This window comes from Hankyongella ginsenosidimutans, assembly GCF_005144965.1.
GTDB classification, from domain to species: Bacteria; Pseudomonadota; Alphaproteobacteria; order Sphingomonadales; family Sphingomonadaceae; genus Hankyongella; species Hankyongella ginsenosidimutans.
The window spans coordinates 2,585,992-2,606,648 of sequence record NZ_CP039704.1 but is presented as its reverse complement, the minus strand read 5'-3'; the positions used below and the strand labels follow the sequence as shown (position 1 = coordinate 2,606,648).

The window sequence follows — 20,657 nt, the reverse complement described above, 5'->3', positions numbered from 1 at the left end:
AAGAACAAAAGCGAAACTTCTGTGTTGACAGGCTGGCGCCGGTGTGGAACAAAACAAAACACACGGCGCATTGCTTGTCCGGCAGGGACCGGCTAATCGGGAGAGACACATGGCCAACGCCAATCTGAAAGTCATCGAGACCAGCCCCATGGACAAAACCGCCAACGCCGACAAACAGCGCGCGCTGGACGCCGCCCTTGCGCAGATCGACCGGGCGTTCGGCAAGGGTTCGGTGATGCGGCTGGGCCAGCGCAACGCCATCGAGATCGAGACCATCTCGACCGGCTCGCTGGGTCTCGACATGGCGCTCGGCATTGGCGGTCTGCCACGCGGGCGTATCGTCGAGATTTATGGGCCGGAATCCTCCGGGAAAACCACGCTGGCGTTGCACGCCATCGCCGAGGCGCAGAAGGTTGGCGGTGTCTGCGCCTTCGTTGACGCCGAGCACGCGCTCGATCCATCCTATGCGCGCAAACTGGGCGTCAATATCGACGATCTGCTGATCTCGCAGCCGGACGCCGGCGAACAGGCGCTGGAAATCGCGGACACCTTGGTGCGCTCGGGCGCGATCGATGTGCTGGTGGTCGATTCGGTGGCAGCGCTGACGCCGCGCGCCGAGCTTGAGGGTGAAATGGGCGACAGCCATGTCGGCCTGCAGGCGCGCCTGATGAGCCAGGCGCTGCGCAAGCTGACCGGTTCCATTTCGCGTTCGCGCACCCTGGTGATCTTCATCAACCAGGTGCGTATGAAAATCGGCGTCATGTACGGCAACCCGGAGACGACGACCGGTGGCAACGCGCTGAAATTCTATGCGTCCGTCCGCCTCGATATTCGCCGCACCGGGCAGATCAAGGAGCGGGAGGACATCGTCGGCAACGTCACCCGGGTCAAGGTGGTGAAGAACAAGCTGGCACCGCCGTTCAAGCAGGTCGAGTTCGACATCATGTACGGTGAAGGCGTCTCCAAGACCGGCGAACTGATCGACCTCGGCGTCAAGGCCGGCGTGGTCGAGAAGTCGGGGCCTGGTATTCCCACGACAGCCAGCGCATCGGCCAGGGTCGGGAAAACGCCAAGCGCTTCCTTGCCGAGAACCGGGAGGTTGCGCAGGCGATCGAGACCGCCGTGCGCCAGAACGCCGGGCTGGTCGCCGAGGCCATGCTGGCGGCCCCTGGTGAAGACGACGCAGACGCATAATCGGGCAATGGCGCGTCCTCCACTGGAAATGCGCACTACTTGTCCCTAAGAGGAACGGCGCGCCCGGTCATGGGTGCGCCGACCTGCTTTTCCGGGACCGATATCGTGGCCAGCACCAACAGTATCCGCAGCGCATTCCTCGAATTTTTCCGCAACGCCGGCCATAGTGTCGTCGAGAGCGCGCCGCTGGTGCCGCGCAACGACCCGACCCTGATGTTCACCAACGCCGGCATGGTGCCGTTCAAGAACGTGTTCACCGGCCTGGAGACGCGCCCCTATGTCCGTGCGGCCAGCTCGCAGAAATGCGTGCGCGCCGGCGGCAAGCACAACGACCTCGACAATGTCGGCTACACGGCGCGCCACCACACGCTGTTCGAAATGCTCGGCAATTTCTCGTTCGGCGACTATTTCAAGGAGCGGGCGATCGAACTCGCCTGGACCCTGATCACCCGCGAATGGGGCATCGACCGCGAACGGCTGCTGGTCACGGTCTACCACGATGACGACGAAGCGTTCGACCTGTGGCGGCGTATCGCCGGGCTGCGCGAGGAGCGCATCGTGCGCATCCCGACCAAGGACAATTTCTGGTCCATGGGCGACACCGGACCCTGCGGCCCCTGCTCGGAGATCTTCTACGACCATGGAGCGCATATTCCGGGAGGCCCGCCGGGTTCACCCGACCAGGACGGCGATCGCTGGGTCGAGATCTGGAACCTGGTGTTCATGCAGTTCGAACAGATCACCCCGGATGTGCGCCAGCCGCTGCCGCGGCCGTCGATCGACACCGGCATGGGCCTGGAGCGGATCGCCGCCGTGCTCCAGGGCGTGCACGACAATTTCGACACGGACACGTTCAAGGCGTTGATTGCGGCCTCTGCCGAGGCGACCGGGCAAGCGCCCGATGGCGCGCACCGGGTCTCGCACCGGGTGATCGCCGACCATCTGCGCGCCAGCAGTTTCCTGATCGCCGATGGCGTGCTGCCTGCCAACGACGGCCGCGGCTACGTCCTGCGCCGGATCATGCGGCGGGCCATGCGCCATGCGCACCTGCTCGGCGCGCGCGAGCCGCTGATGCACCGGCTGGCACCAACACTCGCGACCGAGATGGGCGTCGCCTATCCGGAATTGACGCGCGCCCTGCCGCTGATCGTCGAGACGCTGCGCCTGGAGGAAACCCGCTTCCGCGCAACCCTGGAGAAAGGCCTGCGCTTGCTGGACGAGGCGGTCGAGCCGCTGGCAAGCGATGCGCCGCTGCCGGGTGATGTCGCTTTCCGTCTCTACGACACCTATGGCTTTCCCTATGATTTGACCGAGGATGCCTTGCGTGAACGCGGTCGCAGCGTCGACCGCGCCGGGTTCGATGCGGCGATGGCCGAGCAGAAGGCCCGCGCGCGCGCTGCCTGGGCCGGCTCTGGCGAACAGACGACCGAGACGCTGTGGTTCGATCTGGCGCAGGAGCACGGCGCGACCGAGTTCGTCGGCTACGCAAGCGAAGTGAGCGATGGTCAGGTGCTGGCGCTGGTGAAGGATGGCGCGCTGGTCGAGACTGCCCGGTCCGGCGACACCGTGGCGGTTCTGGTCAACCAGACGCCGTTCTACGGTGAGTCGGGCGGTCAGGTCGGCGACGCCGGCGCCATGACCAACGGCAGCGGCCTGCGGTTCGTGGTCGAGGATACCCAGAAGCCGCTCGGGCTGCTGCACGTGCATTACGGTGCCGTGGAGCAGGGCAGCCTGAAGGTCGGCGACACGGTAAGCCTTCGGGTCGACACAGCGCGGCGCGCGCAGGTGCGCGCCAACCATTCAGCGACCCACCTGCTGCACGAGGCGCTGCGCCGTACGCTTGGCGAACATGTGGCCCAGCGCGGTTCGCTGGTCGCTGCCGACCGGCTGCGCTTCGATTTCGCGCACACCAGGGCGCTGTCGCCAGACGAAATCGCCGCCATCGAGGCGGACGTCAATGCCCGCATCCGCCAGAACGCCGAGGTCACGACCCGGCTGATGACGCCGGATGCCGCGATCGAGGCTGGCGCGATTGCCTTGTTCGGCGAAAAATACGGCGAGGAAGTCCGCGTGGTCGCGATGGGCGAGGATGCGCAGGGTCGCGCCGGGCGCTACTCGACCGAGCTGTGCGGCGGAACCCATGTGCAGCGGGTCGGCGATATCGCGCTGTTCAAGATCATCGGCGAAAGCGCGGTCGCCTCCGGCGTGCGCCGCATCGAGGCGCTGACCGGCGAGGCCGCACGACAGTATCTGCTGCAGCAGGATCAGCGGGTGCGTGCGGTTGCGGGTGCGCTGAAGGCCGCGCCGCAGGATATCGTCGAGCGGGTTGCGCACCTGGTCGAGGAACGCCGCAAGCTGGAACGCGAGGTCGCGGACCTGCGGCGGGTTGCAGCGCTCGGCGGCGGGGCGGCGCAGGCTGAGGCAATCGAGACTGTGGCCGGCCTGCCGTTCCTGGCGCGGGTCGTCGCTGTGCCGGCCAAGGACCTGCGCGGCCTGATCGACGATGCGAAGAAGCAGCTCGGTTCCGGCGTCGCCGTGATGATCGCGACGGATGGCGACAAGGCATCGGTGGCGGTCGGTGTGACCGACGACCTGACGGCGCGGGTGTCCGCGGTCGATCTGGTCAAGGCGGCGGTTGCTACACTGGGCGGGCAGGGCGGTGGCGGCCGCCCGGACATGGCGCAGGGCGGCGGCGGACGCCGCTGCCGCCGAGGCGGCGCTGGCGGCGGTGCGGCAAACCCTGGCCGCCGTGCCGGCCTGAGCGGCAGACGCTGCTCTCGTCTGCCGCAAGGCGGGCAAGCGCAGTGCGGTTCAGCCCTTGCGCAGGTGCATGGCGAGTTCGAGCTGCTCTTCGACGGCGGCGAAGAATTGCTCGGTGGTGAGCCAGGCCTGGTTCGGACCGATGAGAATCGCCAGATCCTGGTCATCTGCCCATGCTCGACCGTGTTGATGCAGACGCGCTCGAGGGTATTGGCGAAAGCGATCAGCGCCTGGTTGTCGTCCAGTCGGCCGCGGTGGCGCAGGCCGCCGCTCCAGGCGAAAATCGAGGCGATCGGATTGGTCGAGGTCGACTTGCCTTCCTGGTGCATGCGGTAGTGCCGGGTCACGGTGCCGTGCGCCGCCTCGGTCTCGACCGTGCGGCCGTCCGGCGACAGCAGCACCGAGGTCATGAGCCCGAGCGAGCCGAAGCCCTGGGCCACCTGGTCGGACTGCACGTCGCCATCATAGTTCTTGCAGGCCCAGACGAAGCGACCCGACCATTTGAGCGCGCTGGCCACCATGTCGTCGATCAGGCGGTGCTCGTAGGAGATGCCGGCGCCGGCGAAGGCGTCCTTGAACTCCGCGTCGAAAATCTCCTGGAAGATGTCCTTGAACCGGCCGTCATAGGCCTTGAGAATGGTGTTCTTGGTCGAGAGGTAGACCGGCCACTTGCGCGTCAGGCCGTAATTGAAGCAGGCGCGGGCGAAATCGCGGATCGACTCGTCGAGGTTGTACATGCCCATGGCGACGCCGGCGCCGGGGAACTGGAACACTTCATATTCCTTCGCCTCGCCGCCGTCCTCCGGCTCGAAACGCATGGTCAGCTTGCCGGGACCAGGCACCAGAAAGTCGGTCGCGCGGTACTGGTCGCCGAACGCATGGCGGCCGACGACGATCGGCGCGGTCCAGCCGGGGATCAGGCGCGGAATGTTGCGAATGATGATCGGCTCGCGGAACACGGTGCCGCCAAGAATATTGCGGATCGTGCCGTTCGGCGAGCGCCACATCTTCTTGAGGTTGAATTCCTTGACCCGTGATTCATCGGGGGTGATGGTCGCGCATTTGACGCCGACGCCGTATTTCTTGGTGGCCTCGGCCGCCTCGATGGTCACAGCGTCGTCGGTGGCGTCGCGATGCTCCATGCCGAGATCGAAATAGATCAGATCGACATCGAGGTAGGGCAGGATCAACCGTTCCCGGATCCATTGCCAAATGATGCGGGTCATTTCGTCGCCGTCCATTTCCACGACAGGGTTTTTGACCACGATCTTCGGCATAAGGCTCTCCAGGATTGACATGTTCGAGGCGCAGCGCCGTACGGGGCCGCGTTTTCTGATAAAATGGATGTACCAGCCTGTGGCCGCAAATCAACGGGGAGCGGCATGCTCGCCCAAAGGCGAATGGCGCAGGCAGGATACACGACCGATTGACGCCAGCCAGACCATGCTTCACGCCATCGGCTGCAGCAATCAAGCATCCCGCTTCAGCCGATCAGGCTTTATACGTTTTCGCGCGCGGCGTCGAAGAGGCCAAGCTCGTAGGCGATGCAGGTCTCGACCAGAGCCTCGTAGATCGCGTCTGCGATATCGACCGGCATGCCGTGCTCCGCGGCGAGGGCGCGGGCGTTGGCGATCACCTGCGCCTTGCGGGCGTCGTCCCGCACCAGATTGCGCGTCGGTTTGATCCGGGCCGCCGCTGCCATGTAGCGAAGCCGCTCGGCGAGCAGGGCGACCAGTTTGCGGTCCAGCGCATCGACGCCGGCCCGCACCTCGGCCATGGTTGCACAGTCTTCCGGCGCTTTAGCCACGACGCCACCGCCAGCGGCCGGTCTCTGTCCAGACCATCAACGGACGCACGGCCCAGATCCAGGCGATCCCGGCGGCTGCGTAGAACAGCAGCTGCACCAGAACCGGTGCGTCGGTGAACTGTGCCAGAAACAGGCCGGCCGCCAGAGCATAGCCGGTGATGAACAGAAAAATCAGCAGGATACCGAGCGGCTTGCGCCATTTTGGCGTGGTCATGATCCGTCCCGCAGGCGTTGGGCTGTCGCGATAACCCGCAGGATTTCGGGCGTCAGCGCATAAGTGTCAAGCGATCGACGTCGCACCAGCGCGCCTCGGCCGCATCGTCGCCGGCGACCGGCGGCGTCAGCGGCCTCGGCCCAGAAATCCGCAACCAGATAGTGATAGGCAAGCGTGCCATCCGGCCCGTGGCCGATCAGATCCACGACGTCGACCAGACCGCGGAGCCGGACCGCCAGGCCGGTCTCCTCGCGCACTTCGCGCAGGGCAGCCGCACGTACAGTCTCGCCCGGCTGGATGCGCCCACCCGGCAGGCTCCAGGCACCAAGGTTCGGCGGCGTGCCGCGCCGGATCAGCAGGACATGCCGCCCGCTCAGCACGATCACCCCAGCGGCAGGCACCGGGCTCACGGCACGATCCAGCGGTCGGGCGTCGCAAGTGCGGCCAGCGCACGATCCCACGGATCAAGCGGCAGCGCCTCGACCAGTTGCACCACGTACAGCAGGCCAACGGCGAAGGCAGGCGTTGTCGCCAGGGTTCGGTCATAGAAGCCCTTGCCCTGGCCGAGCCGGCCACCGGCCAGTGTCGCCGCCAGCAGGGGTACCAGCAGAACGTCGGGCACGACAGCGGGCAGGCGCGCATCCGGCTCCGGGATACCCTGAAAGCCGGGGGCGGTGCACAGCCGATGTCGGGCCAGGCGCGAAAACCAGCGCCTCGCCGCTGACGCAGGGCAGGGCGATGCGCCAGCCCCGCCCGGCGAGGGCGGCAAGGGCGGGCGGGGTCGATTTCCCAGCCGGTCGGCCAGTAGCCGCCAACCCAGCCGGGCGGGTGACCGGCAAGGCCCGCAGCGACGGTCCGGCCAAGCTGGACATGAAGTGCTGTGCGCTGCGCCGGGGCAAGCGCGCGCGCATAGTCCCGACGCACGGCGCGCATGGCAGAACGTAGCGCCGGCTTGTTCATGGCGCACACAGGGGTGGCGGGCCCGCCTCGGCCGTTTGCTGGGTATCCTCTGACGCCGGTAACGTCAGGTGGGCGCGTATGGTTCGGGCCAGGGCCCGGCCAGGGACAGCTCCCGTGGATGTTGATATCGCCTCAGGGATTGCCGCTAAGCGCGCACCAGGCAGCACCCGCCATCTCCCTATCTAGTCGTTTGTCGCCCCGGCCTCAAGGTCTGCCGCGAGCTGTTCCAGTCGTTCCCGCGCGGCATCTGCCTGTGCGATCGTCTGCGCGGCCGCCGAAAGGGTATCGCGCGCCTCCAGCAGCTCGTCCGCGAGCAGCAGCGCCGCCATCAGCAACAGGCGCGGTTCGCTGGTCTGTCCCAGGGTCGCCTCGACATCAACGGCTTTGGCCGCGACGGTCGCTGCCAGCCGCTGCAGGCGCGGTTCCTCGCCATCCTTGCAGGCCAGCGCGTAACGGCGCCCGCCAACGGTGACCCACACCTGCGCCATCCTCAGCTGGTCTTTCCGGGCGATGCGTTCGCCAGCAGACGATCGATCTCCCGTATGGCGGAGGACAGAGCGGCTTCCAGCGTCGCGACGCGCTGTTCGAGCGCGGTATTGCGGGCGGCCAGGGCTTCGATCTCGGCGGCGCCTCGGACTGGCCGGCATCGTCCGCGAACAGGCCGCGTGCCTGGCCGGGCGCTTCCCGCATCGACTGTATGGCGGCGAGGCGCGTATTCATCGCCCGCTCCAGCCGGTCAACGGCCGTCTGCAGTCGCTCGCCAGTCGGTTTGTGCTCCTCGTCCGCCACTCTCTCCCCTCGTCGACCACCGCATTAACATATGCGCATTAACCCATTGCCCGGCAACATTCTTGTAAGCCAAAGGTGGGAGCGTTCCCAGGCCATCGACGGCGTTATGCGCATTGCCTCGTGCGGACGCCCTAAGCTATAGGCTCGTCCGCCCGCCGCCGGACCTTGAGCGTCCAGCCTGTTACACCTGCGCCGCATATCTGCGCCGCGCCGCCTTGGGAGACTGAGATGACCGTACGTGTCGCCATCAACGGATTTGGCCGCATTGGCCGCAACATCTTGCGCGCGCTTTATGAATCGGGGCGCACCGACGTGAGCGTCGTTGCGATCAACGATCTCGCCTCCGCCAAGGATAACGCGCACCTGCTGAAGTACGACAGCGTCCATGGCATCTTCCCGGGCAAGGTCGAGGTGGATGGCGAGACCATCATCGTCAACGGCCACCCGATCCGCGTCACCGCCGAGAAGGACCCCGCCAAGCTCCCGCATGGCGAGATGAAGGTCGACATCGCCTTCGAATGCACCGGCATCTTCACCGACGCCGACAAGGCGAAGCTGCACCTCGACGCCGGCGCCCGCAAGGTGCTGATCTCGGCACCGGCCAAGGGCGAGGACAAGACGGTCGTCTACGGCGTGAACCACGACCAGCTGACCGCCGATCACCGGATCGTCTCCAACGGCTCCTGCACCACCAACTGCATGACGGTTGCGGCCAAGGTGCTGATGGAGACCTGCGGCATCGCGCGCGGCTACATGACGACGATCCACAGCTACACCAATGACCAGCGCATCCTCGATCAGGTCCACAGGACATGCGCCGCGCCCGCGCCGCCGCCGTCTCCATGATCCCGACGTCGACCGGCGCCGCCAAGGCGGTCGCGCTCGTCTACCCGGAACTGAAGGGCAAGCTGGACGGGACCGCGATCCGCGTGCCGACCCCGAATGTCTCGGTCGTCGATTTCGTGTTCGACGCCGAACGGGATACCTCGCCCGAGGCGATCAATGCCGCAATGCAGGCGGCGGCCGCGGGCCGCTGAACGGCATTCTCGGCTACGTCACCGAGGAACTGGTGTCGGTCGATTTCAACCACAACGCCTGCTCCGCCAGCTTCGACGCGACCCAGACCACAGTGATCGACGGCAAGTTCGGCCGCGTCCTGGTATGGTACGACAACGAGTGGGGCTTCTCGAACCGCATGCTCGACACCGCGACCGTCATGGCCGCCCTCTAAGGATATCCCCATGGGCCGGTTCAAAACGCTCGACGATCTCACGGACCTTGCCGGAAAACGGGTGCTGGTGCGCGCCGACCTGAACGTGCCGATGGCGGACGGGCAGGTGACCGATGCGACCCGGCTGGAAGCCGTCGCGCCGACCGTGCGCGACCTGACCGCCCGGGGTGCCGTCGTGCTGATCCTGGCGCACTTCGATCGGCCCAAGGGCAAGCGCGTGCCGGCGATGTCGCTGGCGCCGGTCGTGCCGGCGTTGTGCGCCGTGCTCGGCGCGCCGGTGGCCTTTGTCGACGACTGTGTCGGGCAGGCGGCCAGGAGGCGATCGCCGGCCTTGAGCCGGGCAGTGTCGCCGTGCTGGAGAACACCCGCTTCCATGCCGGCGAGGAGGCCAACGATCCAGCCTTCACGCAGCAGATGGCGGCGCTCGGCGAGATTTACGTGAACGACGCCTTCTCGGCGGCGCACCGGGCGCACGCCTCCACCGAGGGTCTGGCGCATGTTCTGCCCGCCTATGCGGGCCGCTCGATGCAGGCGGAACTGGATGCGCTGGAGGCAGCGCTCGGCACGCCGCAGCGCCCGGTCGCGGCGGTGGTGGGCGGTGCCAAGGTGTCCTCCAAGCTCGACGTCCTGACCAACCTGGTCGAGAAGGTCGACCACCTGATCATCGGCGGCGGCATGGCCAACACGTTCCTGGCCGCGCGCGGCATCGACGTCGGCAAGTCGCTGTGCGAGCACGACCTCAAGGATACGGCGCTCGCCATTCTCGACAAGGCGGAGCAGGCGGGCTGCACCATCCACCTGCCGTATGACGTGGTGGCGGCGCGCGACTTCAAGGCGCATGCCGACCACCGGATCATCAACGTACACGAAGTCGCGGCCGACGAGATGATCCTCGATGTCGGCCCTGCGGCCGTCGAGGCGCTGGGCGATGCGCTCAAGGTCTGCCGCACGCTGGTCTGGAACGGGCCGCTTGGCGCGTTCGAGCTCACCCGTTCGACGCTGCGACCGTGGCGCTGGCGAAAATCGTGGCGGCGCTCACCGAGTCGGGCCAGTTACGCTCGGTAGCGGGCGGCGGTGACACCGTGGCGGCGCTCAACCATGCTGGCGTTGCGGACAAGTTCAGCTTCGTCTCGACTGCCGGCGGCGCCTTCCTCGAATGGATGGAAGGCAAGCCGCTGCCTGGCGTCGAGGCGCTGCGTGGCTGAAGGGCCGGCGCACGTAGCGCAGCTCCAGGTCGCCGATCTGTTCGCGACACCCGTCGCGATGGCGAGCCTGCCGGACGCAGCGGCATTCAATGCGCGCATCAAGCCGGTGATCCTCAATCGGCGGCGCATGCACCCGACGCAGAGCCGCTCCGCGATGAACGGCTGGCAGTCGGATACCGAAATGGCGCTGTGGGCAGGCGACGCGCTGCAGCCGCTGCTGCTGGCCGTGGTCGAGCTGTGCAATACGCGCACGGTCGATGTCGCGGAGCAGGACCGACCCCGGTTCCGCTGGGTTCCGCAAGCCTGGGCCAACGTCCACGAGCAGGGCGGCGCCAACCAGTTCCACACCCATCCCGGCGCGGTCTGGTCCCTGGTCTATTACGTCGATGACGGCTATGCCGGCTCGAGCGATCGTGCGCTCGGCGGCGAATTCGTGATTCTCGACCCGCGCATGCCCGCGATCCGGATGGCGGCGCCGGATCTGCGCTGCCGCCAGGCCGACAACAGTATCGGCGAGACGGAGATCCTCATGCGCCCGGCGACCGGGCGTCTGCTGATGTTCCCGTCCTGGCTCAGCCACGGCGTCCGGCCCTACCTCGGCACGGGAACGCGCATCTCGATTGCCGTCAACGTGCTGGCGCTGCCGGCTTAGCTGTTGCGGGAGGGCGCACCTGTGTGCGCTCCTGCAAAAACATGGTTTGCCCTGTTGCGGTGCGGCGGGACGCGCGCCTATCAGCAGCCAGCGACTGATATATATAGGGGACTTACCATGAAAATTACCCGCCGCGTTCGTGAAATCCTGTCCTGGTACGACAGCGACAATCCCGGCTCGAAAGCCAACCTCGCACGCATGCTCTGCACTGGCCGCCTGGCCGGCACCGGCAAGATGGTGATCCTGCCGGTCGATCAGGGCTTCGAGCATGGTCCGGCGCGCTCGTTCGCCGCCAACCCGGCGGGCTACGACCCCATGTATCACCCGCAGCTGGCGATCGACGCCGGCCTCAATGCCTTTGCGACGCCGCTTGGCATGATGGAGCGGGTCGCGGACCGGGTGGCCGGCCAGATCCCGCTGATCCTGAAGCTCAACTCCGCCAATTCGCTGAGCAGCCCCGAGGTGAAGGACCAGGCGGTGACCGGCACGGTCGAGGATGCGCTGCGCCTGGGGTGCAGCGCCATCGGCTTCACGATCTATCCGGGGTCGGACGACTGCTACGCCATGATGGAGGAGTTCCGCGAACTCTCCGCGGAAGCCAAGGCGGCGGGGCTTGCCGTCGTGCTGTGGTCCTACCCGCGCGGGCCGGAGCTTTCGAAGGACGGCGAGACCGCCATGGATGTCTGCGCCTATGCCGCGCACATGGCGGCGCTGATGGGTGCGCATGTCATCAAGGTCAAGCTGCCGACCGACCATCTGGAGCAGGGCGACGCCAAGAAGGTCTACGAAAAGCAGAAGGTCGACATCTCGACCATGGCGAAGCGCGTCGAACATGTGATGCAGGCCGCCTTCAACGGCCAGCGCGTCGTGGTGTTCTCGGGCGGCGCCGCCAAGGGTGAAGACGCCGTCTACGACGATGCGCGTGCGATCCGCGATGGCGGCGGCAACGGCTCGATCCTCGGCCGCAATGCGTTCCAGCGCCCGCGTGACGAAGCGCTGGCCCTGCTCGACCGGATCGTGCGCATCTACCTCGGCAAGGAATAGCCTTGGGTCAGGAGACGCGCTGCCAGCTTTACCTGGTCACGCCGCCGGCGTTCACTGTCGCGCAGTTCCTGCCGCGGCTGGAACAGGCGCTGGGCGGCGGGCCGGTGGCGGCGGTGCAGCTGCGGCTGAAGGATGTCCCGGACCAGGCGGTGCTGGACGCAGCGGCGGCCCTGAAGCCGCTGTGCGCGCGCCATGCGGTGGCGCTCATCATCAACGACCGCCCCGATCTGGCGCTGGCCGCCGATGCGGACGGCGTCCATATCGGCCAGACCGACGGCAGCGTGGCAGAGGCGCGCGCGCTGCTGGGGCGGGACCGGCAGATCGGCGTAACCTGCCACGACAGCCGCCACCTGGCGATGGAGGCCGGCGAGGCCGGCGCGGACTATGTGGCGTTCGGCGCTTCTATCCGACCGCGACCAAGGCCGCGCCCACCAGCGCCACGCCGGAATTGCTGACCTGGTGGCAGACCTTCATGGAACTGCCGTGCGTGGCGATCGGCGGCATCACGACCGAGAATGCCGCCGCTCTGGTCGCAGCGGGTGCCGACTTCCTCGCCGTCTCCGCCGGTGTTTGGGCGTACCCGGGCGGCCCGGCAGCGGCGGTCGCGCACTTCGACGCCATCTTCCACGAGACGGCGCGCGCCACTACTTCCTGAGCTTGATTTCCGCTGTCTCGATCGGGCGCTGGGCGAACTGGCGCATCTGCGCGTCAACCTGGGCCTGCGCCTCCTGGCGGCAGGCGGCGATTGTCCGCTGTCCTGCGGGATCGAAGGCGGACGGCGCGCCGCACAAGGCGTCGATGGCCACCGAGACCCGGTGGTTGAAGCGGTTGATGTCGCTGCGTTGCGACATGTCCAGATCGTGCATCGCGATGCGCTCCACGGTGCTCTGGGCGAGGGCAGGTGTGGCAAAGGTAAGCATCAGCAGGACGAGGGCTTTCATACAGGCCTCCATGAGTGAGCGAATGCAGCAAACATACGCCTTCGCCCGAAGACCCGTTATCAGTGTTGTTGCGGGATAATTCTGCAAATTTGCAGAACCTGCATCCTTGCAGGACCGTCCTGCAAAAGCGAAAATGCCACCATGTTCGACTGGGATGACATCCGGCATTTTCTGGCGGTGGTCCGGGACGGCAGCGCCTTTGCCGCCGCCAAGCGGCTGCGCGTGAGCCAGACCACGGTGGCCCGCCGCCTGACCGGGCTGGAGGCGTCGACTGGCCTGAAACTGTTCGATCGCCAACAATCCGGATATACGCTGACCCCGGCGGGAGAAGGGCTTCTCGAGCAGGCGCATGCCATGGAGGTCGCCGCCGAGGCTTTGGCGCAGGCCGCCGCCGCCCAGGGGCGCGCCTACGCGGGTGCCGTGCGCCTGACCACGCTCGACATCTACGCGATCGCCATTCTGGTGCCGCTTCTGCATGACCTGCGCTCCGCCTACCCGGATATCCGCATCGAGCTCGACATGAGCGAGGAGCCGCGCGATCTGGCGGCGGGGCAGGCCGATATCGCCCTGCGCGCGACGGGTGCGCTCGCCGGCTCCGGCCTGGTCGGGCGGCGCATCGGCGACGATTGCTGGGCAGTCTACTGCAGCCGGGGCTATGCGGCAGAGCATGGCTTGCCGAAGACGCACGAGGAGCTCGCGGGCCACCGGGTCATCGGTGGCGGCGGCACGGCGATCTGGCGGCACTACCGTCGCTGGCTCGAGCTCTATGGTCTGGAGAGCGCGGTTTCGCTGCAGGTCGACAGCAGCGCCGGGCTGCTGGGTGCGGTGCGCGCCGGCGCCGGCGTCGCCGTGCTGCCGATGATGGTCGCCTATAACGACCCGGACCTGCTGCTCTGCCTGCCGCCGACAACGGGGCGCGTACAGCAGATCTGGCTGCTGACCCACGAACGGCTGCGCCATACCCGCGGGTGCGCGTCGTCATGGATTTTCTGGCGGAGCGTCTCAGCAAGCGCGCGCGCGCAGCGATCCGCGAGGCGAGGACGGCGGCTTGAGGCTCCCATCATCGCTGGGCAGGATAAACGCACGCGCACGGCGGGCGGCTTCGTGAGCGGAAAGCGCCGGCGTGGGCTGGATCATTTCCTCATACATAGACTTTGTTCTTTGTACCCCGGACCAGACATGGCCTGTCGGCGGCAGGGATTCAGCACTGGTCGCGCACCAGCGCAGCAGCGCCGCCACCACTTCGACTGCGGCGGCATAGGTCCGCTCAGCCACCGTCGCGATAGCCGGCACTGGCGGCAACAGTACGGGATGCACCGCGACGATGCGGCCGCTATCCACTCGCGCTGCCAGCTCATGCACCGTAACGGCGGTCTCAGTCAGGCCGAAGTAGGCGGCCCAGCACTCCGGATAAAGACCAGGGAGCGTCGGCGGCCCCGGATGCACATTGTAGGGGTACGGCCAAGGCCGGTGAGGAGTGCCGCCGGCACAATGACGGACGTCAGAAACGCCACCAGCCGCGTGTGTGCTGGGTCTTCAGCCAGTGCATGTGCCAGCGCAGCCTGCGTGGTTACCACTGTACCCTGAATATCCGGCAGGCGCGCGACAAAGTCAGCCAAAGGCTGCTGCTCGCGCGCGCCCGTGAGAATAACGATGCGCTCACCCATGCTGTGTTAATCAACAAGTAGGATTAAAAGATTGCTAAGCCTGCCTTTGCGAAACGATTAGCTTGCTGCTATACCGCGCGACCATCGTCCGACAGGAAAGTTTTCCCATGAAGATCAGTGGCGTCGACATTCGCCCCGGCAACATCATCGAATTCGAGGGCTCGCTGTGGCGCGCCGTCAAAATCCAGCACACCCAGCCTGGCAAGGGTGGTGCCTACATGCAGGTCGAGATGAAGAACCTGTACGACGGCCGCAAGACCAACAACCGCTTCCGTTCGTCGGAGACTGTTGAAAAAGTGCGCCTGGACACCAAGGACTATCAGTTTCTGTTCGCAACCGGCGACATGCTGACCTTCATGGACAAGGTGAATTACGAACAGATCGAACTGCCGCGCGATACGCTGGGCGAGGAGGGCGACTTCCTGCAGGACGGCATGGACGTGGTGATGGAACTCTACGAGGACAAGCCGGTCTCCGTGCAGTTGCCGGAACAGGTGACGCTGGCGATCACCGAGGCCGACCCGGTGGTGAAGGGGCAGACCGCTGCCTCCTCCTACAAGCCGGCGATGCTGGAGAACGGCGTGCGCGTCATGGTGCCGCCGTTCATCGAAAGCGGCGAGCGCATCGTGGTCAGCGTCTATGACCGCGAGTATGTCCGCCGCGCCGACTGAACGGCTGTGAGCTTCACCCTGCGCGACGCCCGCCCGGAGGACAGCCCGACCGTCCACCGGCTGATCCTGGCGCTGGCGCGCTATGAAAGCTCGAGCATGCCGTCACGGCGACCGAGGCGGACATCCGCGACAGCCTGTTCGGCGCGACCCCGCGCGCTTACGCTCTGCTGGCCGAGGTCGAGGGGCAGCCGGTCGGGTTCGCGCTCTGGTTCTACAACTATTCGACCTTCCTTGGCCGGCACGGCCTTTATGTGGAGGACGTCTTTGTCGAGCCGGAACAGCGGGGTAAAGGCATCGGCAAGGCGATTTTCGCCGATCTGGCGCGCCGCGCCGTCGCGCAGGGCTGCGGCCGCATGGAATGGTGGGTGCTGGACTGGAACGCGCCGTCGATCGCCTTCTACCGTGCGATCGGGGCGGCGGCGATGGATGAATGGACCGTGCAGCGGCTGGAAGGGGACGCCCTGCGCGCCCTCGCGCATGCTGCGCTGCAAGCATAGGATATTGAAATGTCTGGCTATTCAGCCCTGATTACCGTGATGGACAAAGCCTGCCGCAAGGCAGCCGTCGCCCTGCGCCGCGATTTCGGCGAGGTCGAGAACCTGCAGGTCTCGCGCAAGGGGCCGGCGGATTTCGTCAGCCAGGCCGACCGCAAGGCGGATGCCACCCTGAAGGCCGAGCTTGGCCATGCCCGCCCGAACTTCGGCTTTCTCATGGAAGAATCCGGCGAGCAGGCGGGGAAGACGGCGCGCCGCGCTGGATCGTCGACCCGCTGGATGGCACGACGAACTTTCTGCACGGCATTCCGCATTTCGCCATCTCGATCGGGGTTGAGCAGGCGGGCGAGATCATCGCCGGGATGGTCTATCAGCCGATCACCGATGAAGTATTCTGGGCCGAGCGGGGCGCGGTGCCTGGGTCGGCAACCGGCGGCTGCGCGTCTCCGGCCGCACCGAGCTCCCGGATGCGGTCTTCGCAACCGGTATCCCGTTTCTCGGGCATGGCGAGCACGGCCGCTTCTCCGCGACGCTCAACCGGGTGATGGGGCAGGTGGCAGGCGTGCGCCGCTTCGGTGCCGCCGCGCTCGATCTCGCCTGGGTGGCCGCCGGCCGCTTCGATGGCTTCTGGGAAGCGCCGCTCAAACCCTGGGACATGGCGGCAGGCATAGCCATCATCCGCGAGGCGGGCGGTTTCGTCAGCGACTATCGCGGCGGCGACACCATGATGACCAGCGGCGAGGTGGTTGCGGGCAATTCGGTGCTCCACGGCAAGCTGCTGGGCCTCGTGAAGGGATAGAGCATTATTCTTCCCGTTTAACCGCCTGCCACAGCGCTTCCTTCTCCGCCAGCGACAGTGCGGGAAAGGCGTCGCCTGCCTGCGCCTCCATGGCCTGGAACCGGTGCGTGAACTTGCGGTTGGCGGCGCTCAGCGCAGCTTCCGCGTCAACGCCGAGCTTGCGCGCAAGGTTGGCGACCGCGAACAGCACGTCACCGACTTCCTCCGCGATGTGGCCCGCATCACCCTCGGCGATCGCCTGCTCGACCTCCGCCAGTTCCTCGCGGATTTTCGCCAGCACGCCGCCTGCATCCGGCCAGTCGAAGCCGACGCGCGCAGCCCGGCGCGCCAGCTTTTCCGCGCGTACCAGCGCGGGCAGGGCGAGCGGCACGTCGGCAAGAACGCTGGGGACGCCGTCCGCCTTGGCCGCGCGCTCCTGCGCCTTGATCGCTTCCCAGCTATCGGTTTGCGCATCGGCGCTTGCGATTTCCGCATCGCCAAACACATGCGGGTGGCGACGGATCATCTTGGCGTTGATCGCGCCGATCACATCGTCGATGCCGAAACTGCCTTCGTCGGCCGCCATCTGGGCATGGAACACCACCTGGAGCAGCAGGTCGCCCAGTTCCTCGCGCAAGCCCGCGCGGTCGCCGTTGGCAATCGCTTCCGCCACCTCATAGGCTTCCTCGAGCGTGTAGGGCGCGATGGTCTCGAACGTCTGCTCGAGGTCCCAGGGGCAGCCGCTTTGCGGGTCGCGCAGGCGACGCATGATGGTCACGAGTTCGGCAAAAGCGACGGACATGGGTCAATCCTGAGTATTGCATTATAGCTTAACCCCGCTTGCCATTGACAAACGCACTACGGCAAGCGTTGAAAACCGGGGAGGCCGCCACGAGCTATGCAGTAGGGTGGTTCTGGCCACGCACGCCGGCAGCCCGCCGCGCGATTCACGTTGGCGTCTGTTGAGTCGTTCTACGGGCCGCCTTCACTGGACCATGATCGTTTCAGATTGAGCCGTACTTGTGGGAGGCGCTGAGATCGCACAGCAAAATTACATGCCAAATGTGAATCCAATATCGCAACGTTTGCAGTTCGTATACAAACGATTTGTTGCAGGCAAAGTCGCACAAGATATATTATGTTAAATAATGTGCGCTTGCCCTTTTGATTTCATTGGTCAATGTTGCAGCCAGCTTTCAGAAAAAGCCCAAGTTTCTGAAGTTGCATGGGATAGTTAATGCCGCGATTGAACTCGCCGTCGGGAATAGTCGAATTCGCCAGATTGGTGGGCGTCGCACCCTCCACGATCTCGCGCGCGCTCGCCGGCAGTCCACGGGTTGCCGAGGCCACGCGGCTGAAAATCGAAGCGCTGGCCCGCGAGCATGGGTTTCGACTCAATCAGACCGCCCGCAATCTCAGGCGGCAGAAAACGGATTCGATCGGCGTCGCGATACCGCTCGGACACGAGATCGACCAGAATATATCCGACCCGTTTTTCATGACCATGCTCAGCCGGCTGATGGATGAGATTATCGGCCGCGGATACGACCTTCTCTTGTCCCGCATTGTGCCGAGCGACGACGAATGGCTGGATCGCCTGGTCGATTCAGGCCGGATCGACGGCATCGTCGTCATGGGGCAATCGAACCAGATTGGCCATTGAGCGTGTGGCGGGACGATACAAGCCGCTGGTCGTCTGGGGCGCGGTGATGCCTGGCTATAAGCAGGTAACCGTGGGTACGGATAATTTCGCCGGCGGCAAGAAGGCGGCGGAACATCTCATCGCACAGGGGCGGATACAGCTGGTCTTCGCCGGAAACCCGGAACTGCCTGAATTCGCGGATCGTTATGCCGGCTTCAAGGCAGCGCTGAGGAATATCGGCGCCGACGAGGCCGGGCTGGTGATCCCGGCGCACCTCACCACCGAGATCGCCTACAACGAATTTTGCGCCTTCCTTGATCGGGGCCGAAGCTTCAGGGCATCGTCGCGGTTTCGGATGTGATCGCGATGAGCGCCCTGCGCGCGCTGAACGAGCGCGGCATCCGTGTTCCAGACGATGTCGCCGTCATCGGCTACGACGATGTGATGGTCGCCCGCTATGCAACGCCTCCCTCACCACCATCCGCCAGAATATTTCGCTCGGGGCGAGCCTGCTCGCGGAGCGCCTGTTCCGGTTGATCGAAGGGCAGCCGGCCGAGTCGATCATGATGGAACCGGAGCTTGTCGTTCGGGAAAGCGCCTGACCGGCCTTGGGATCAGCCGCCGGACGACGGCTTGACCGGCAATTTGACGGCAAGAGTCGCGCCGGTGCCCACGAGCATGATAATCCCCGCAAAAACAAGAACATGGCGCGGGTCACTGTGGAGTGCCGGCTCATAAAGCAAAGGCATCGTGAGGGTCTCGACCAGCATGGGAATCACGATGAACATGTTGAAGATTCCCATATAAACACCCGTTCTTTCTGCAGGAATCACCGCTGCGAGCATGATGTAGGGGTTGCCCATCATGCTCGCCCAGCCAAAGCCGATCCCGATCGCCGGCAGCAGCAACATCGGCTCACGGGCAATCTGCGGCAGCAGGATCATCGCCAGCCCCGATCCGGCAAGGCATGCCGCGTGCAGGGGCCGGGCACCCAGACGGCGCACGATCGGCGCCATGGCGAACGCGGCAAGGAAAGCGATGAAATTATAGAAGCCGCCGACCCAGCCATTGACCAGCACAGCCTCGCGAAAATCTGCGCTGGCGGGGTCGCTGACGCCGTACAGGCCGCGCGCCAGCGCCAGCACGATATACTGCCAGTACGCGAACATCGCATACCATTGGCAGAACATCGCCAGGCCGAGCTGCCGCATGGCCGGCGGCATGTCGCGGATCGCATCCCGCACTTCGATCAGCGTCGCCTTCAGCGAGTGGGGCTGCTGCTTCAACCGGGCGATCTCCGCTTCCGGCAGCGGCAATTCTGGCACACGAAACACGGACCAGACGATGGTCGACACGGAGAGCACAGCCCCGATCGTGAAGGCGATGCGGGTCATGAGCGGGATGCCGTTGCCGCTCAGGGCGTTGCTGTCGATGCCCAGCGAAACGAGGATTGCCGGCGAGAGGTAGGACAAGGTCTGCGCCAGGCCGGTGAAAGCGCTCTGGGTCAGGTAGCCGAGCGGCTGCTGCTCCGGGTTCAGCCGGTCCGTCACATAAGCGCGGTAGGGCTCCATCGTGATGTTGTTGGCGGCGTCCAGCACCCACAGCAGGCTCGCCGCCATCCAGAGCGTGCTGCTCAGGGGCATCGCGAAGAGACACAGGCTGCACAGCACGGCACCAACAAGAAAATACGGGGTGCGCCGCCCGAACCGGGAGACTGTCCGGTCGCTCATGGCCCCGACGATGGGCTGGACCAGCAAGCCCGTCATCGGCCCGGCAAGCCAGAGCAGCGGCATGGCGGCTTCGCTGGCACCGAGATAGCTGTAAATCGGCCCCATATTGCTCTGCTGCAGGCCGAAACTATACTGCAGGCCGAAGAAGCCCAGGTTCATCTCGACGATGCGGAGCAGCGAGAGCCGAGGCTTTTCCACCAGCGCGAGCACCTGTCCCCGTACACAGCCATCTGATTTGAAATCAGAAGCATGATTACTTCAAGCGAAAGCGTAAATCCGTAGTGCTTCAGCTTGTAAGAACCGCTCGTGGTGAGCTTGACGAACCACGAGCCGCCTCTGGCTCGAGGGCCCGACAAACAGACGCCGGATCTTCCCAACCGGCAGACCGGGCCCCGATCGCCGGAAACAGTCAGTCGCCCGACTCAGTGTGTGGCGTGCGGAGCCGATCCGCAGCAGCCAGGATATCGCGGCCCCAGAGAACGGACGGTGCTGGATCCGATGGCGATGGCGTCTCCAGATCTGGCTGCAGGCCGAGCTTCTCCAGTTCGGTGCCGTCGGCGCTTCGATAGGTCTCCACGGACAGCGTATAAACCCAGCCATTGGGCAGCCGCTGCGGGATTGCGTCGGAGAACGCGCCGCGCGTTGGCTGGCCCATCGTCTCTACTTGCGGCAGCGCCGACATCGAAAGTGCAAGCACTTCGCCAGCACTCACAGTATTCCTGCTCATGAGCAGGACAACTGGCGCCGCAAAGCGCGCTCTCTGGCTTGGACCCAGAATTACCGGATAAGGCTGTGTGTCATCGCCCGGAGTGTCTTTGGTGAACACAACCTGCTCCCGCGCGGCGAAGCGCGACGCAATTTCTAACGCCACAGCGTCG

General features: G+C 65.6%; 19 protein-coding genes and 7 pseudogenes. 15 read left to right on the top strand and 11 right to left on the bottom strand.

Translation table 11 applies throughout. From position 1 onward, the window contains the following. Window positions 1-148 precede the first annotated feature (148 nt). Window positions 149-1,194: pseudogene (gene recA, locus E6W36_RS15330) on the top strand (recombinase RecA). A gap of 105 nt (window positions 1,195-1,299) precedes the next feature. After that, window positions 1,300-3,955 (top strand): annotated as a pseudogene (gene alaS / locus E6W36_RS15325) (alanine--tRNA ligase). A 50-nt stretch (window positions 3,956-4,005) separates the two neighbouring features. Here alaS and E6W36_RS15320 read toward each other — a convergent pair. From E6W36_RS15320 to E6W36_RS21050, 5 genes and pseudogenes are all read right to left on the bottom strand, one after another. Beyond that, window positions 4,006-5,231: pseudogene (locus tag E6W36_RS15320) on the bottom strand (NADP-dependent isocitrate dehydrogenase). 221 nt (window positions 5,232-5,452) lie between these two features. Continuing rightward, window positions 5,453-5,731: a chorismate mutase gene (locus E6W36_RS15315; protein ID WP_222874515.1), complete on the bottom strand. Its 279-nt coding sequence runs from the start codon at window positions 5,729-5,731 to the stop codon at window positions 5,453-5,455. A 22-nt stretch (window positions 5,732-5,753) separates the two neighbouring features. Then, on the bottom strand, window positions 5,754-5,975 hold the full coding sequence (locus E6W36_RS15310) for a DUF2842 domain-containing protein (protein ID WP_222873143.1): 222 nt from the start codon (window positions 5,973-5,975) through the stop codon (window positions 5,754-5,756). Further along, window positions 5,972-6,385, bottom strand: a complete 414-nt coding sequence (locus tag E6W36_RS15305; protein ID WP_246047799.1) for an NUDIX hydrolase — start codon at window positions 6,383-6,385, stop codon at window positions 5,972-5,974. The genes E6W36_RS15310 and E6W36_RS15305 overlap by 4 nt, the downstream gene beginning before the upstream one ends. Continuing rightward, window positions 6,382-6,744, bottom strand: a complete 363-nt coding sequence (locus E6W36_RS21050) for a 5-formyltetrahydrofolate cyclo-ligase (protein WP_281277362.1) — start codon at window positions 6,742-6,744, stop codon at window positions 6,382-6,384. Before E6W36_RS21050 ends, E6W36_RS15305 begins: the two co-directional genes overlap by 4 nt. Between E6W36_RS21050 and E6W36_RS15295 the strand changes: the two genes are divergently transcribed. Then, window positions 6,714-6,920 carry a hypothetical protein gene (locus E6W36_RS15295; RefSeq protein ID WP_222873141.1) on the top strand — a complete coding sequence of 69 codons (207 nt, stop codon included), beginning with the start codon at window positions 6,714-6,716 and terminating at the stop codon, window positions 6,918-6,920. The two genes, E6W36_RS21050 and E6W36_RS15295, sit on opposite strands and share 31 nt — an antisense overlap. Before the next feature lie 197 nt (window positions 6,921-7,117). Here E6W36_RS15295 and zapA read toward each other — a convergent pair whose 3' ends face one another. Continuing rightward, entirely contained in the window at window positions 7,118-7,414 is a 297-nt protein-coding gene (zapA, locus tag E6W36_RS15290; RefSeq protein ID WP_222873140.1) for a cell division protein ZapA, read from the bottom strand. A gap of 538 nt (window positions 7,415-7,952) precedes the next feature. On the opposite strand from zapA, the pseudogene gap reads away from it, so the two are divergent. The 5 genes and pseudogenes from gap to thiE all read left to right on the top strand — a co-directional run bounded on the left by gap (window position 7,953) and on the right by thiE (window position 12,511). Continuing rightward, window positions 7,953-8,955, top strand: a pseudogene (gap, locus tag E6W36_RS15285) (type I glyceraldehyde-3-phosphate dehydrogenase). 10 nt (window positions 8,956-8,965) lie between these two features. Next, window positions 8,966-10,160, top strand: a pseudogene (locus E6W36_RS15280) (phosphoglycerate kinase). Beyond that, complete coding sequence (locus tag E6W36_RS15275) at window positions 10,153-10,812, top strand: TIGR02466 family protein (RefSeq protein ID WP_222873139.1); 660 nt, start codon at window positions 10,153-10,155, stop codon at window positions 10,810-10,812. Before E6W36_RS15280 ends, E6W36_RS15275 begins: the two are co-directional and overlap by 8 nt. 117 nt (window positions 10,813-10,929) lie before the next feature. Continuing rightward, a complete protein-coding gene (locus E6W36_RS15270) occupies window positions 10,930-11,856 on the top strand; it encodes a class I fructose-bisphosphate aldolase (protein ID WP_222873138.1) in 927 nt (308 codons plus the stop codon). Then, window positions 11,853-12,511, top strand: a pseudogene (gene thiE / locus E6W36_RS15265) (thiamine phosphate synthase). Before E6W36_RS15270 ends, thiE begins: the two are co-directional and overlap by 4 nt. On the opposite strand, the gene E6W36_RS15260 reads toward thiE, so the two are convergent. Continuing rightward, window positions 12,501-12,797, bottom strand: coding sequence for a UrcA family protein (locus tag E6W36_RS15260; protein WP_222873137.1), 297 nt, complete (start codon window positions 12,795-12,797; stop codon window positions 12,501-12,503). The pseudogene thiE and the gene E6W36_RS15260 sit on opposite strands and share 11 nt — an antisense overlap. Window positions 12,798-12,938: 141 nt before the next feature. Here E6W36_RS15260 and E6W36_RS19655 point away from each other — a divergent pair, with 141 nt between their 5' ends. The 3 genes from E6W36_RS19655 (at window position 12,939) to E6W36_RS15240 (ending at window position 15,632) form a co-directional block, all read left to right on the top strand. Continuing rightward, window positions 12,939-14,384 (top strand): LysR family transcriptional regulator, encoded by a 1,446-nt coding sequence (locus E6W36_RS19655; RefSeq protein WP_246047798.1) that lies wholly within the window; start codon window positions 12,939-12,941, stop codon window positions 14,382-14,384. Between the two features lie 187 nt (window positions 14,385-14,571). Beyond that, a complete protein-coding gene (gene efp, locus E6W36_RS15245; RefSeq protein WP_222873135.1) occupies window positions 14,572-15,135 on the top strand; it encodes an elongation factor P in 564 nt (187 codons plus the stop codon). A gap of 122 nt (window positions 15,136-15,257) precedes the next feature. Then, the gene (locus E6W36_RS15240) at window positions 15,258-15,632 is read left to right on the top strand and encodes a GNAT family N-acetyltransferase (RefSeq protein WP_342776897.1); all 375 of its coding nucleotides are present in this window, start codon (window positions 15,258-15,260) and stop codon (window positions 15,630-15,632) included. A 21-nt stretch (window positions 15,633-15,653) separates the two neighbouring features. Here the strand turns inward: E6W36_RS15240 and E6W36_RS23775 are convergent, their stop codons facing one another. Continuing rightward, window positions 15,654-15,821, bottom strand: a complete 168-nt coding sequence (locus E6W36_RS23775; RefSeq protein WP_425459652.1) for a hypothetical protein — start codon at window positions 15,819-15,821, stop codon at window positions 15,654-15,656. Window positions 15,822-15,853: 32 nt separating this feature from the next. Between E6W36_RS23775 and E6W36_RS15235 the strand changes: the two are divergent. Continuing rightward, window positions 15,854-16,428 (top strand): annotated as a pseudogene (locus E6W36_RS15235) (inositol monophosphatase family protein). 4 nt (window positions 16,429-16,432) lie between these two features. On the opposite strand, the gene mazG reads toward E6W36_RS15235, so the two are convergent. Then, on the bottom strand, window positions 16,433-17,209 hold the full coding sequence (gene mazG / locus E6W36_RS15230; protein ID WP_222873134.1) for a nucleoside triphosphate pyrophosphohydrolase: 777 nt from the start codon (window positions 17,207-17,209) through the stop codon (window positions 16,433-16,435). Window positions 17,210-17,692: 483 nt separating this feature from the next. Here mazG and E6W36_RS22410 point away from each other — a divergent pair, with 483 nt between their 5' ends. From E6W36_RS22410 to E6W36_RS22400, 3 genes are read left to right on the top strand one after another with little or no spacing between them, the layout of a single operon-like run. Beyond that, window positions 17,693-18,070, top strand: a complete 378-nt coding sequence (locus E6W36_RS22410; RefSeq protein ID WP_342776697.1) for a LacI family DNA-binding transcriptional regulator — start codon at window positions 17,693-17,695, stop codon at window positions 18,068-18,070. Between the two features lie 43 nt (window positions 18,071-18,113). Further along, window positions 18,114-18,410, top strand: coding sequence for a type 1 periplasmic-binding domain-containing protein (locus tag E6W36_RS22405; RefSeq protein WP_342776696.1), 297 nt, complete (start codon window positions 18,114-18,116; stop codon window positions 18,408-18,410). Between the two features lie 5 nt (window positions 18,411-18,415). Then, a complete protein-coding gene (locus E6W36_RS22400; RefSeq protein ID WP_342776896.1) occupies window positions 18,416-18,586 on the top strand; it encodes a substrate-binding domain-containing protein in 171 nt (56 codons plus the stop codon). Window positions 18,587-18,663: 77 nt separating this feature from the next. On the opposite strand, the gene E6W36_RS15220 is transcribed toward E6W36_RS22400, so the two are convergent. Both E6W36_RS15220 and E6W36_RS15215 read right to left on the bottom strand, forming a co-directional pair. Continuing rightward, on the bottom strand, window positions 18,664-19,938 hold the full coding sequence (locus E6W36_RS15220) for an MFS transporter (RefSeq protein WP_222874513.1): 1,275 nt from the start codon (window positions 19,936-19,938) through the stop codon (window positions 18,664-18,666). 250 nt (window positions 19,939-20,188) lie between these two features. After that, window positions 20,189-20,650: a S41 family peptidase gene (locus E6W36_RS15215; RefSeq protein ID WP_246048362.1), complete on the bottom strand. Its 462-nt coding sequence runs from the start codon at window positions 20,648-20,650 to the stop codon at window positions 20,189-20,191. Window positions 20,651-20,657: the final 7 nt, after the last annotated feature.

What these genes read in the sequence shown, in the direction of transcription:
- E6W36_RS15295 (WP_222873141.1), top strand. Translation starts at nt 6,714, where the DNA reads ATGCGCCAGCCCCGCCCGGCGAGGGCGGCAAGGGCGGGCGGGGTCGAT.
- E6W36_RS19655 (WP_246047798.1), top strand. Translation starts at nt 12,939, where the DNA reads ATGTTCGACTGGGATGACATCCGGCATTTTCTGGCGGTGGTCCGGGAC.
- efp (WP_222873135.1), top strand. Translation starts at nt 14,572, where the DNA reads ATGAAGATCAGTGGCGTCGACATTCGCCCCGGCAACATCATCGAATTC.
- E6W36_RS23775 (WP_425459652.1), bottom strand. Translation starts at nt 15,821, where the DNA reads ATGGCCAAGCTCGGCCTTCAGGGTGGCATCCGCCTTGCGGTCGGCCTG.
- E6W36_RS15270 (WP_222873138.1), top strand. Translation starts at nt 10,930, where the DNA reads ATGAAAATTACCCGCCGCGTTCGTGAAATCCTGTCCTGGTACGACAGC.
- E6W36_RS15260 (WP_222873137.1), bottom strand. Translation starts at nt 12,797, where the DNA reads ATGAAAGCCCTCGTCCTGCTGATGCTTACCTTTGCCACACCTGCCCTC.
- E6W36_RS15220 (WP_222874513.1), bottom strand. Translation starts at nt 19,938, where the DNA reads ATGAACCTGGGCTTCTTCGGCCTGCAGTATAGTTTCGGCCTGCAGCAG.
- E6W36_RS15310 (WP_222873143.1), bottom strand. Translation starts at nt 5,975, where the DNA reads ATGACCACGCCAAAATGGCGCAAGCCGCTCGGTATCCTGCTGATTTTT.
- E6W36_RS22400 (WP_342776896.1), top strand. Translation starts at nt 18,416, where the DNA reads ATGAGCGCCCTGCGCGCGCTGAACGAGCGCGGCATCCGTGTTCCAGAC.
- E6W36_RS15315 (WP_222874515.1), bottom strand. Translation starts at nt 5,731, where the DNA reads ATGGCCGAGGTGCGGGCCGGCGTCGATGCGCTGGACCGCAAACTGGTC.
- mazG (WP_222873134.1), bottom strand. Translation starts at nt 17,209, where the DNA reads ATGTCCGTCGCTTTTGCCGAACTCGTGACCATCATGCGTCGCCTGCGC.